The following is an 11,146-nucleotide window of genomic DNA, read 5'->3' on the forward strand; positions in this document are numbered from 1 at the left end:
GGTCTCCTTTTCATTAACTTGTTAAGGATTAGGGCCGGTGTCAGGCTTTCTCAAGGGCCTCGACGACCGGAGAGAAATCCTCGGCCTTGAGGCTGGCCCCGCCCACGAGCGCGCCGTCGACGTTGGAGACCGCGAAGATCTCGCCCGCGTTGCCGGGTTTGACCGAACCACCGTAGAGGATGCGCGTGGAGCGGCCGACGCCCGCGCCGAAGCGGCGCTCGAGCTCGGCGCGGATGAAATCGTGCACCTCGCCGATCTGGTCGAGGGTGGGGGTCTTGCCGGTGCCGATGGCCCAGATCGGTTCATAGGCGATCACCAGCGACTCGCCGGTCACCGTGTCGGGCACGGAGCCCGCAAGTTGGCCCGCGATGATATCGAGCGTGTTCGACGCCTCGCGCTCGTCCAGGGATTCGCCCACGCAGATGATGGTCTTGAGCCCCGCCTGCATCGCTGCGCGCGCCTTTTCGCGGACCTCGAGGTCGCTCTCGCCGTGATCCTGGCGGCGTTCCGAGTGGCCGAGGATGACATAGGTCGCCCCGGTCTCGGCCAGCATGGCGGCGGAGATGTCGCCGGTGTGGGCACCGGAGTCGGCCGCGTGGCAATCCTGCCCCCCGGTCGCGATGGCGCCGTCCGCGGTTTCCGAGACGCGGTGGAGCAGGGTGGCGGGGGGACAGATCAGGACATCGACGGCGGCGTCGCCATGCGCCTGGCTGATCGCAGTGATTTCCGGCAGCGCGGCGCCGGTCCCGTTCATCTTCCAGTTTCCTGCCGCTAGTTTGCGCCGCATCAGCCTCTCCCGTCTGTTCAACGGGGCGAGGGTAGCGTCACGGGCGTCAGGGGCAAGGGGTCAGAGTGCTTCAATCGCGCGCCGGGCCCAGTCGCAGGCCAGGTCGGGGTCGTCCAGGGCCGCGTCGGGCAGGGTCCAGTAGCCCATGCTGCGCCCGTCGGCCATCTCGAACTTCTCGCAGCCCTCGGCGGCGAGCGTGTCGGCGAATGCGCCTTTTGCCTTGAGGAAGATCTGGCCGTCCGACGACAGGATCGCGAAGATCTGACCGTCGGTATAGAAGGACGCGCCGCCCATCATCTTGCGGTGGGAGAGGCCGCCCAGACCCTCGAATAGCTCGTGAACCCGGGCGATCTCGGCGTCCGAGACGCTCACTCGGCGCCCAGGGATTCGTCGAACTTGATGGATTCGCCGCAGCCGCAGGCATCCACCACGTTCGGATTGCGGAACTTGAAGCCGCTCTCCAGCAGCGAGACCTCGTAATCGATCTCGGTGCCGAAGAGGAACATCTGCGCCATCGGGGCAATCATCACCCGCGCGCCGTCCTGTTCGACGACCTCGTCGTTCTGGTCGATCTCGTCGACGTAATCCATCGTGTATTCCATGCCCGCGCAGCCGCCCTTCTTGACGCCGATGCGCAGGCCCTTGTGGCCGCCCTTGTCCATCAGCTTGGCGATCTGGGACGCCGCCGCGTCGGTCATGCTGACCGCTTGCTTGCCGGGAATGCCGAACATGGATGACTCCTTTTCCTTAGCGCTAAACTAAGGATTACTGCGCGCGATCTCAAGCGGGGCCGTGAGATCGGCGTGCACGATTTCGTAAGACGCGGGGCCAAAGAAAAAAGGCTGCGACACGGGTCGCAACCTTCCCTCTGTCCGTCGGATCACATGAAGCCCAGCTCCAAGCGGGCCTCGTCCGACATCATGTCCATGCCCCAGGGCGGATCCCAGGTCAGCTCGACCTCGACGTTCTGCACGCCGTCCACCGGGCTCACCGCGTCTATGATCCAGCCCGGCATTTCACCGGCGACCGGGCAGCCCGGCGCGGTGAGAGTCATCTGGATGAAAACTTCGTTCTGGTCCGAGATATCGATCGTGTAGACAAGGCCGAGGTCATAGATGTTCACCGGGATTTCCGGGTCATAGACCGTGCGGCACGCTTCCACGATCTTCTCGTAGAGCGGATGATCGGTGCTCGAAGGCTTGATGAGGGGCGCGCCCTCCATCGGCTCTGCGCTTTCGCTGTTCATCACGGGTCCTTTGAATTCCTGACCAAACATATAGGATTTCAGCGCGACGAGGTCTAGGGGGCGGATGCACCCCTGCGGCCGACGAAAACGTGAACCCGAGCGTGGCTTGGTGCGTTGGTCCGGTTCTGGTATCCATAATTCAACAATTGGAGGTTTCATGACCGATCTGACCGCGAAAAGCTGCACCGACCTTCCCAAGGGCACGCCCTCGCTCGACGATGATGCCGTCGCGCGCCTGAAGGGCGAGATCAGCGGCGATTGGACGGTCGACGGCGGATCGCTGACGCGGCGCTACAAGACCAAGAACTTCGCGCAGGCGCTGATGCTCGTGAACGCGGTCGGCTACCTGGCCGAGCAGGAAGGCCACCATCCCGACATCTCGCTGGGCTGGGGATACGCCGAGGTGAGCTTCACCACGCACTCCGTGGAGGGGCTTTCCGAGAACGACTTCATCTGCGCGGCCAAGCTCGACGCGATGGGGCTTGGATAGTGGGCGCATGGCGCCCGCTTCTTGCGGGTCTGGCCCTTCTCCTCGTCACGGGCTGCGAGCTGCGTGAAACGGTCACGCATCCCGCGACGAAAGGCACGTTGAGCCCGTTCGAGGCGCCGGAATGGCCCGAGTACCTCGAACGCCTCGCGCTGGGGCGCGAGCGGGACTACGTCATCCTCGCCTACGTCCCGCCGGCCAATCCCATCGACCTCTCGACGCCGGAACGGTCGCGCGCGACGCTGTCCAACCTCGTCTTCGATCAGCTGGGCGCGCTTCAGGCGGGCACCACCATCGGGCACTTGATCGTGGGCTGGCAATGCGGCGGGCGGCGCGGCATGACCTCGATGACCGGAGAGCTGAGCGGGCAGGGCAAGAGCATGGTTCTGGGCGGCTGGGGGGTCACGCCGATCCTGTCCACCTTCCTCGATGGCGAAATCGTTTCGCTGGCCGATTTCCCCGAACACCAGAACCGTGCGCTGGTCGAGGGGCGCGGCGTGGTCGTGGCGAGCGAGGTGGACCGCGCAGACTGCCTTGCCGCGCGCGAGGAAGTTGTGCGGTTCGAAACGCATCCCAACGAGCCCCACCGGAAATACAGCCTGATCCTGCGCCCCGACCGCTACGAGGGCGGCGGGTGCCTGTCGTTCGCCGCGCATATCGCGGGCGAGGCGGGGGTCATGCCCCGGCTTCTGGAGCTTGCACGCCGCGACGTGCCGCTGCGCGCGGCCCAGCTGGGCGTGCAGACGGAGGCGCCCGCGGGGGTCGAGGTCTACACGCCGCCCGGCGGGCTCACCGGGCCCGCGCCCCTCGCGCGGCTTCTGACCGAGCCGTGGGGAGATGGCCCCGTGGTCGACGAGGTGACGGTCTTCGACGGCGAGGCGATGATGGCCGCGCTCGTCTTCGCGGGCGTTGGCGTGCAGGCGCCGAACGACCCGCGCTACAGCCGTATCCTCGACCGCGAAGATCCCGTGATCGGCGCCGCGGCGCGCTATGGCCTGCGCTGGGGCTACAGCTACCCGGTCCGGCGGCTGGCCGATCCGGATGGCGTGCGCGCCGTTATCCTGGAGAAGGGCTGAGCCGTGGTCAGTCCGCCGCGTTCTTGCGCCGCCGCTTCGGCACGGGCCGGGCGCGCCGCTCGATCTCTTCGAACAGAAGCCCGGTCAGGTTCTTTCCGGTCGCCGTCTCGATCCCTTCGAAGCCCGGCGAGGAATTGACCTCGAGCACCTTGGGCCCGCTTTCCGAGCGCAGCAGGTCCACGCCTGCCACCGACAGGCCGAAGGCCCGCGCCGCGCGCAGCGCCGTGCGCCTTTCCTCGGCGGTGATGCGCACCTTCTTGGCCGAGCCGCCCCGGTGCAGGTTCGAGCGGAAATCGCCGTCCGCCCCGGTGCGCTTCATCGCCGCCACCACCTTTGCCCCGATCACCAGGCAGCGGATGTCTTCGCCCGCGGCCTCTTTCACGAAGTGCTGGACCAGGAAGTTGGCCTTGAGCCCCCGGAACGCGTCGATGACCGACTCGGCAGCCTTGCGAGTCTCGGCCAACACCACGCCGCGCCCCTGCGTCGACTCGAGCAGTTTCACGATCATCGGCGCGCCGCCCACGAGCCCCACGAGGTTCGCGTTGTCCTTGGGAGAAGCCGCGAAGGCGGTGTCGGGCATGCCGATGCCGGCCTTTGCCATCTGCTGATGCGCGAAAAGCTTGTCGCGCGAGCCGGCGATGCCCGCCGAACCGTTGAGGCAGAACGTGCCGATGGTTTCGAATTGGCGCACCACGGCGGTGCCGTAGGGCGTGATCGAGGCGCCGATGCGCGGCACGACCGCGTCGTAGACCGGCAGGCGCTTGCCGTCGTAATGCACCTCGGGGGCCAGCGCGTTGATCGCCATGTAGCAGCGGGTGGTGTCGATCACCTCGACCGCGTGCCCGCGCGCTTCACCCTCTTCAACGAGCCGCCGGGTGGTGTAATTGTTTTCGCGCGAGAGCACGCAGACGCGCAGCGCGCGGCGCGGCTGGGCCTTGGCCACGGCCGACGTGTGGTAGACGTCGTAGCCCAGCTCCGGCTGAAGCATCCGCTCGTGCGCCGAGATCGTGATGTGGTCGAGAAGCGCCTGGCGCCCCAGGAGCATGCGCGAGGCCATCGTTTCACGGTTGGTGAGCGTCACCTCGATCGGCCAGCTCTGGCCGCCGACCGAAAGTGTCGTCTGGATCACGACCCGGTTCTCGCTTTCCCCGTTGGACGAGGTCACCTCGCGCCGGTCCACGACCGGGGCGGAGCAGGGGATCACGATGTCGTTGCGCCCCGGTACGGGCCGCACGGTGAAGCGCACCTTGGGTTTCGAGGACGGGCCGAAGGTTTCGATGTCGTCGGCATGCAGTGCAGAGGTGCGCGCGCCGGTGTCGACCTTGGCCTTGATCGAAGGGATGCCGAGGTCGGGAAGCGAAAGCCATTCCTCCCAACCGAAGTGTAGCGGTGTCGTGGTCATTCCGTCTCCCTGCCGTCCCGTGCGATTCTCGCCTCTCGGACCACCACGCATAGCACGCAGGCGCGCTTTGGCGACACCGCCCGCTTGCCGGGGCGGACGCGCAGCGCTATGCGAACGGCCATGACAGAGCGCTTCTCCTTTTCTCTCGACGCCACCGACGGCAAGGCCCGGACCGGCGTGATTTCGACCCCGCGCGGAGCGATCCGCACGCCGGCTTTCATGCCGGTGGGCACGGCCGCGACCGTGAAGGCGATGATGCCCGAAAGCGTGGCGGCCACCGGGGCCGACATCCTTCTGGGCAACACCTATCACCTGATGCTGCGCCCGACGGCCGAGCGCGTGGCGCGGCTGGGCGGGCTGCACAAGTTCATGAACTGGTCGAAGCCGATCCTGACGGACAGCGGCGGCTTCCAGGTGATGAGCCTGGCGGAGCTTCGCAAGCTCACCGAAGAGGGCGTGTCGTTCCGCTCGCACATCGACGGCTCGAAGCACATGCTGACGCCGGAGCGGTCGATGGAGATCCAGCGGCTCCTGGGATCGGACATCGTGATGGCCTTCGACGAATGCCCCGCGCTGCCCGCGACCGAGGACGAGGTGGCGCGCGCCATGCGCCTGTCGATGCGGTGGGCGCAACGGTCGCGCGATGCTTTCGGCGACCGTCCCGGCCACGCGCTCTTCGGCATCCAGCAGGGCGGCGTGACCGAAGACCTGCGCGGCGAAAGCGCGGAGGCGCTCACGGCGATCGGCTTCGACGGCTACGCGATCGGCGGTCTGGCCGTGGGCGAAGGGCAGGAGGCGATGTTCGGCGTGCTGGACTATGCCCCCGACATGCTGCCCGCGGACAAGCCGCGCTACCTCATGGGCGTGGGCAAACCCGACGACATCGTGGGCGCCGTGAAGCGCGGCGTCGACATGATGGATTGCGTGCTGCCCTCGCGCTCGGGGCGCACCGGCCAGGCCTGGACGCGGCGCGGGCAGGTCAACATCAAGAACGCGCGCCACGCGGACGATCCCCGGCCGCTCGACGAACATTGCAGCTGCCCGGCCTGCACCGGCTATTCGCGCGCCTACCTGCACCACGTGTTCCGGGCGGGAGAGATGATCTCGGGGATGCTCCTGACCTGGCACAACCTGCACTATTACCAGGAGCTGATGGGGGGCCTGCGCGCGGCCATCGCGGAAAGCCGGTTCGACGCCTTCGAGGCCGAGTTCCACGCGACCCGGGCCGCGGGGGATATCGCGCCGCTCTGAGGCCCGGAAAGGTTCAAGGGCGGCATGTCCCCCATGCCGCCCTCTCGCGTCTCAAGTCTTCTGCCTGTGACCAGAAGTGCCTAATCGTGGGCCAGGACGCGAACCCTGTGAGATGTCGTCTGCCCGTCGCGGGGGCGCAGGACGCCGCCCACCGACAGCTCTTCCTGGCGCGAAGGCCCACGCGGCTGGCTGGCGTTCGCCGCGGCCTCCAGATGGGCCAGGCGGCGGTCCTCGGCGCGGCCGAGACTGTCGTCGAGCCAGTCGAAGAGCACCTTGCGCAGGGGCCGGTTGTGGGAGAACTCGGTGACGTAGATCACGCGCTTGTCGATCATGTCGATCATCTTGACCGCGCGCAGGCCGCGCACGAGCTGGCCCTTCTTCTCGCCCGTCTCACGCACCCAGCGATAGACGATGTAAGCGCCGGGCAGGTAATCCTCGATCTGCAGGAATTCCTCGATCTTGCGGGCCGGCGGGGTCCAGCGGATCACGCGCACCCGGCTGCGCTCGCGGTCGACCCAGTCGACGGAGAGCACGTCACGGTCATGCAGCGCTTCGCGGCGGCCCGGCGTGGGCACGAAGCCATGCCAAAGCTGGTCCGCGTCCAGCTGGGTGGAGGTCAGCCGCGTCGTGTTGCGCGAGCGGCGCATGACGAAAAACTTGTCGGACCAGCGCCCGTAGAAGATGAAATGAACGGCCAGGCCCGTGATGACCAGCGCGACGAGCGAGCTCAGGCCCGCGTCGGGGATCGTCTTCAGGGAAAAGGCGGAGCCGGGAAAGATGCGTCCGAGCACGGCCGCGCCGAACAGCGTGAAGCCGATCGGCGCATAGGCGTGGCGAAGGCTCGGCAGGGCCAGGCCGGCGGCAATCAGGAAAGATCCGAAGAAGGCGAGCATCCCGAGACCCGCGGTGACTTCCACCACGCCCGGCGGGAAGACGTCGGAGGTGTTCCACGTCTCCACCACGCCTGCCGCGAAGAGCAGGGCGAAGGATACGCCGATCCGGCGTCGGTCTCTGTGCAATCGACGTTTCAGTCGGGTGAACATGGTCAGTGTCCGTTTATTGTTAACCTTGTTATCAACGGCAAAACTGGCCGGACTGGGGCGAAATGGGTCGATTTTGTGAAATTGGGGGGGATTTTGTTTGTTGGCCGCCCTCAAAACGGTCAGGGAGTCCGTACTGTTGCGCGCTGCGCCAACGGAGACCTCGAATTGAGGCGAAATAGAGGACACCAGCCCTTGTCGTCGGTCTGCACCGCAGGCACTATCTCTGGAACGAGGCACCAACGAACGCGCTTGAATACGGGGACGGGACACCCCAAATCAAGGTGCATAAAGGGGATGGCACGCGCTGCCGATGAGCGGGGCCGGGCCGTCCTGCTGAAAAAGGAACTGTCATGACCGAGCAACCAACCCAGATCCATCCCGTTCTGCCGCTGCGCGACATCGTGGTCTTTCCCCACATGATCGTGCCGCTCTTCGTCGGTCGCGAGAAGAGTGTGAAGGCGTTGGAAGAGGTGATGGCGGACGACAAGCAGATCCTGCTGTCGAGCCAGATCGACCCGGCTGTCGATGACCCGGACGAGGACGGTATCTACCGTGTCGGCGTCCTGGCCAACGTGCTGCAGCTTCTCAAGCTGCCCGACGGCACCGTGAAGGTGCTTGTAGAAGGGCAGGCGCGGGTCAAGATCAAGACCTTCCTCGAGAACCCCGACTTCTTCGAAGCCGAGGCCGAGATCCTTGTCGAAACCGTCGGTGACCAGGCCGCCGCGGACGCGCTCGTGCGCTCCGTGGGCGAGGAGTTCGAGCGTTACGCGAAGGTCAAGAAGAACATCCCCGAAGAGGCGCTCGCCGCCGTGTCCGACACCCGCGAGGCCGCGAAACTCGCCGACCTCGTCGCCGGGCACCTGGGCGTCGAGGTGGAGCAGAAACAGGATCTCCTGGAAACGCTGCCCATCGACGAGCGGCTCGAGAAGGTCTTCGGCCTGATGCAGGGCGAAATGTCCGTCCTTCAGGTCGAGAAGAAGATCAAGACGCGCGTCAAGAGCCAGATGGAGCGCACCCAGCGCGAGTACTATTTGAATGAGCAGATGAAGGCCATTCAGAAGGAGCTGGGCGAGGACGGCGAAGGTCAGGACGAACTGGCCGAGCTGGAACGTCGGATCGAAGAGACCAAGCTGTCGAAAGAGGCGCGCGAGAAGGCCGAGGCCGAGCTCAAGAAGCTCAAGAACATGAGCCCAATGAGCGCCGAGGCGACGGTCGTGCGCAACTACCTCGACTGGATGCTGTCGATCCCGTGGGGCGTGAAGTCGCGCGTGAAGAAGAACCTCGACAACGCCCAGAAGGTGCTCGACCACGATCACTATGGCCTCGAGAAGGTCAAGGAACGGATCGTCGAATACCTTGCGGTTCAGCAGCGTTCGAAGAAGCTCAAGGGGCCGATCATGTGCCTCGTGGGCCCGCCGGGCGTCGGCAAGACCTCGCTCGGGCAGTCGGTGGCCAAGGCCACGGGCCGTGAATTCATCCGCATCTCGCTGGGTGGCGTTCGCGACGAATCCGAGATCCGCGGTCACCGCCGGACCTACATCGGCTCGATGCCGGGCAAGATCATCCAGGCGCTGAAGAAGGCCAAGACCACGAACCCGCTCATCCTGCTCGACGAGATCGACAAGATGGGTCAGGACTTCCGTGGCGACCCGGCCTCGGCGATGCTGGAGGTGCTGGACCCCGAGCAGAACTCGACCTTCGTGGATCACTATCTCGAAGTGGAATACGACCTGTCGAACGTGATGTTCCTGACGACCGCGAACTCCTACAACATGCCGGGCCCGCTTCTGGACCGGATGGAGATCATCTCGCTCGCCGGGTACACCGAGGACGAGAAGCGCGAGATCGCCAAGCAGCACCTCGTGGACAAGCAGGTCAAGAACCACGGCCTGCGCAAGGGCGAGTTCACCATCTCCGACGAGGCGCTGACCGACATCGTGCGCTACTACACGCGTGAGGCCGGTGTGCGGAACCTCGAGCGCGAGATCGCGAAGCTGTCGCGCAAGGCCGTGACCAAGATCGTGCGCAAGCAGGAGGAAAAGATCGAGATCGGCCCCGAGCAGATCGAGGACTACCTCGGCGTGCGCAAGTTCCGCTACGGGCTGGCCGAGAAGGAAGACCAGATCGGCGTCGTGACGGGCCTGGCCTGGACCAGCGTCGGCGGTGACCTTCTATCGATCGAGGCGCTGCGCCTTCCGGGCAAGGGCAAGATGAAGACGACCGGGAAACTGGGCGACGTGATGAAGGAATCGATCGACGCCGCCAGTTCCTATGTCCGCTCCATCGCGCCCGAGATCGGGGTGAAGCCGCCGCAGTTCGACCGTTGGGACATCCACGTCCACGTGCCGGACGGGGCGACGCCCAAGGACGGGCCGTCCGCGGGCCTCGCGATGGTGACCTCCATCGTGTCCGTGCTGACGCAGATCCCGGTGCGCAAGGACGTCGCCATGACCGGCGAAGTGTCCCTGCGGGGCAACGCCATGCCGATCGGCGGCCTCAAGGAGAAGCTCCTGGCCGCGCTGCGCGGTGGCATCAAGACGGTGTTCATCCCCGAGGAGAACGTGAAGGACCTCGCGGATATCCCGGACAACGTGAAGGATGGTCTGGAGATCATCCCGGTCACCCACGTCCGCGACGTGCTGAAGGCCGCGCTCACGCGTGAGCCGGAGCCGGTCGAATGGGACGAAGCGGCGGAAGAAGCCGCGGCCGCGGCAGCCGCCAAGGCCGCCCGCGAAGCGCCCCAGATCGCGCACTGAGCGCGATCGGCGCAACGCCGCAGAATCGGGGCGGGCACTTCCGGGTGCCCGCCCTTTTTCGTGGGCCGGTCTGCTGGGACCTTGCCCCCGTCCGGGGCGCTGCGCGCAGGCGGGCAGGGCGCGTCACGGGCCATCGCGGGGCACGGGCGAAAAAAGCCCGCCGATGAGGCCAACGACCCTCTTGCAGCCCGCGCCGAGTGACGCTAAAGAACGCGCCACGGCGGGTGATTAGCTCAGTGGTAGAGCGCTTCGTTCACATCGAAGATGTCAGGAGTTCGAATCTCTTATCACCCACCATTTCCTCCCCGAGAGGTTCCGAAGCGCGGCCCGGGCCGCGCTTTTGCTTTTGGGAAGGGTCCGGGGGGCTTGCCACGTGGCGAGCCGCATTATAATTCGTCCCCCGCGGGTGGTTAGCTCAGTTGGTAGAGCGTCTCGTTTACACCGAGAATGTCGGGGGTTCGAATCCCTCACCACCCACCATCCTTCCCCCTCGATCCCCTGTTTTTCAGCCTCCCGAACCGGGCCGAAAATGCCCTTTCGCGGGTCGCCGAAAAAAATCGCAAATTAGCCTGTCGGAAGCGCTTGACGCCCCCCGCGTCGCAACGTAGAAGCCCCCCACGCAGCGGGCGGTTGTAGCTCAGTTGGTTAGAGTGCCGGCCTGTCACGCCGGAGGTCGCGGGTTCGAGCCCCGTCAACCGCGCCACTGCTGCGTTGCCGGAAATCCGGCGAAAAAGGCCTCCTTCGGGGGGCCTTTTTCGCGTCCGGGGCCCCGGAGTCGCTGCGCCATTATGGCCCATTGTTCCGGCGCGCCGCGCTCGCGAAGATGCAGTCTTTCAGGGAGAATGCCGTGAAGCTCATCGACTCGATTTCCATCGGAATGATCCTCCTGTTCTGCGCGACGCTCGGGCTCGCCCCGTTCACCCCGCCGCATGTCTGGGAAAAACTCGTCATGCTCGCCAACGGGACGCTGAGCGCACCGATCGACATCTTCGACCTGATGATGCACGGCGCGCCCTGGCTGGTGCTCCTGGTGAAGCTGGGCCGCGTGGGACAGCTGGCGCTCCGAGGCTAGGCGAGGGACGCGACTCCCGGCGGGTT

11 protein-coding genes and 3 tRNA genes are annotated in these 11,146 nt (G+C 65.9%); 8 read left to right on the top strand and 6 right to left on the bottom strand.

From position 1 onward, the window contains the following. Nucleotides 1-40 precede the first annotated feature (40 nt). The 4 genes from tpiA to GQE99_RS09020 all read right to left on the bottom strand — a co-directional run bounded on the left by tpiA (nucleotide 41) and on the right by GQE99_RS09020 (nucleotide 2,033). On the bottom strand, nucleotides 41-787 hold the full coding sequence (gene tpiA / locus GQE99_RS09005; RefSeq protein ID WP_161351258.1) for a triose-phosphate isomerase: 747 nt from the start codon (nucleotides 785-787) through the stop codon (nucleotides 41-43). Nucleotides 788-847: 60 nt separating this feature from the next. Then, nucleotides 848-1,159 (bottom strand): TfoX/Sxy family protein, encoded by a 312-nt coding sequence (locus GQE99_RS09010; RefSeq protein ID WP_161351259.1) that lies wholly within the window; start codon nucleotides 1,157-1,159, stop codon nucleotides 848-850. Further along, complete coding sequence (locus GQE99_RS09015; protein ID WP_161351260.1) at nucleotides 1,156-1,518, bottom strand: HesB/IscA family protein; 363 nt, start codon at nucleotides 1,516-1,518, stop codon at nucleotides 1,156-1,158. The genes GQE99_RS09010 and GQE99_RS09015 overlap by 4 nt, the downstream gene beginning before the upstream one ends. Before the next feature lie 149 nt (nucleotides 1,519-1,667). Continuing rightward, nucleotides 1,668-2,033 carry an SUF system Fe-S cluster assembly protein gene (locus GQE99_RS09020; RefSeq protein WP_161351261.1) on the bottom strand — a complete coding sequence of 122 codons (366 nt, stop codon included), beginning with the start codon at nucleotides 2,031-2,033 and terminating at the stop codon, nucleotides 1,668-1,670. A 157-nt stretch (nucleotides 2,034-2,190) separates the two neighbouring features. On the opposite strand from GQE99_RS09020, the gene GQE99_RS09025 reads away from it, so the two are divergent. Further along, nucleotides 2,191-2,523 carry a 4a-hydroxytetrahydrobiopterin dehydratase gene (locus tag GQE99_RS09025; RefSeq protein ID WP_161351262.1) on the top strand — a complete coding sequence of 111 codons (333 nt, stop codon included), beginning with the start codon at nucleotides 2,191-2,193 and terminating at the stop codon, nucleotides 2,521-2,523. Then, on the top strand, nucleotides 2,523-3,596 hold the full coding sequence (locus GQE99_RS09030; protein ID WP_161351263.1) for a hypothetical protein: 1,074 nt from the start codon (nucleotides 2,523-2,525) through the stop codon (nucleotides 3,594-3,596). Before GQE99_RS09025 ends, GQE99_RS09030 begins: the two co-directional genes overlap by 1 nt. A 7-nt stretch (nucleotides 3,597-3,603) precedes the next feature. Here GQE99_RS09030 and rimK read toward each other — a convergent pair whose 3' ends face one another. Next, nucleotides 3,604-4,998 carry a 30S ribosomal protein S6--L-glutamate ligase gene (gene rimK, locus GQE99_RS09035; protein ID WP_161351264.1) on the bottom strand — a complete coding sequence of 465 codons (1,395 nt, stop codon included), beginning with the start codon at nucleotides 4,996-4,998 and terminating at the stop codon, nucleotides 3,604-3,606. A 120-nt stretch (nucleotides 4,999-5,118) separates the two neighbouring features. Here rimK and tgt point away from each other — a divergent pair, with 120 nt between their 5' ends. Then, nucleotides 5,119-6,249: a tRNA guanosine(34) transglycosylase Tgt gene (gene tgt / locus GQE99_RS09040; RefSeq protein ID WP_161351265.1), complete on the top strand. Its 1,131-nt coding sequence runs from the start codon at nucleotides 5,119-5,121 to the stop codon at nucleotides 6,247-6,249. Between the two features lie 80 nt (nucleotides 6,250-6,329). On the opposite strand, the gene GQE99_RS09045 is transcribed toward tgt, so the two are convergent. Further along, a complete protein-coding gene (locus GQE99_RS09045; protein ID WP_161351266.1) occupies nucleotides 6,330-7,292 on the bottom strand; it encodes a hypothetical protein in 963 nt (320 codons plus the stop codon). A gap of 350 nt (nucleotides 7,293-7,642) precedes the next feature. On the opposite strand from GQE99_RS09045, the gene lon reads away from it, so the two are divergent. From lon to GQE99_RS09070, 5 genes are all read left to right on the top strand, one after another. Beyond that, nucleotides 7,643-10,048 carry an endopeptidase La gene (lon, locus tag GQE99_RS09050; protein WP_161351267.1) on the top strand — a complete coding sequence of 802 codons (2,406 nt, stop codon included), beginning with the start codon at nucleotides 7,643-7,645 and terminating at the stop codon, nucleotides 10,046-10,048. A 222-nt stretch (nucleotides 10,049-10,270) separates the two neighbouring features. Then, nucleotides 10,271-10,345, top strand: a tRNA-Val gene (locus tag GQE99_RS09055). A gap of 107 nt (nucleotides 10,346-10,452) precedes the next feature. Continuing rightward, nucleotides 10,453-10,528: transfer RNA gene (locus GQE99_RS09060), tRNA-Val, on the top strand. Between the two features lie 146 nt (nucleotides 10,529-10,674). Then, nucleotides 10,675-10,751: transfer RNA gene (locus tag GQE99_RS09065), tRNA-Asp, on the top strand. A gap of 144 nt (nucleotides 10,752-10,895) precedes the next feature. After that, complete coding sequence (locus GQE99_RS09070; RefSeq protein ID WP_161351268.1) at nucleotides 10,896-11,120, top strand: RND transporter; 225 nt, start codon at nucleotides 10,896-10,898, stop codon at nucleotides 11,118-11,120. Nucleotides 11,121-11,146: the final 26 nt, after the last annotated feature.

This window comes from Maritimibacter harenae (assembly GCF_009882975.1).
In the GTDB taxonomy this organism is placed as follows: domain Bacteria; phylum Pseudomonadota; class Alphaproteobacteria; order Rhodobacterales; family Rhodobacteraceae; genus Maritimibacter; species Maritimibacter harenae.

Coding starts and splice junctions, on each gene's coding strand:
- tpiA (WP_161351258.1), bottom strand. CDS start 787: ATGCGGCGCAAACTAGCGGCAGGAAACTGGAAGATGAACGGGACCGGC.
- GQE99_RS09015 (WP_161351260.1), bottom strand. CDS start 1,518: ATGTTCGGCATTCCCGGCAAGCAAGCGGTCAGCATGACCGACGCGGCG.
- GQE99_RS09020 (WP_161351261.1), bottom strand. CDS start 2,033: ATGAACAGCGAAAGCGCAGAGCCGATGGAGGGCGCGCCCCTCATCAAG.
- GQE99_RS09025 (WP_161351262.1), top strand. CDS start 2,191: ATGACCGATCTGACCGCGAAAAGCTGCACCGACCTTCCCAAGGGCACG.
- rimK (WP_161351264.1), bottom strand. CDS start 4,998: ATGACCACGACACCGCTACACTTCGGTTGGGAGGAATGGCTTTCGCTT.
- tgt (WP_161351265.1), top strand. CDS start 5,119: ATGACAGAGCGCTTCTCCTTTTCTCTCGACGCCACCGACGGCAAGGCC.
- GQE99_RS09045 (WP_161351266.1), bottom strand. CDS start 7,292: ATGTTCACCCGACTGAAACGTCGATTGCACAGAGACCGACGCCGGATC.
- lon (WP_161351267.1), top strand. CDS start 7,643: ATGACCGAGCAACCAACCCAGATCCATCCCGTTCTGCCGCTGCGCGAC.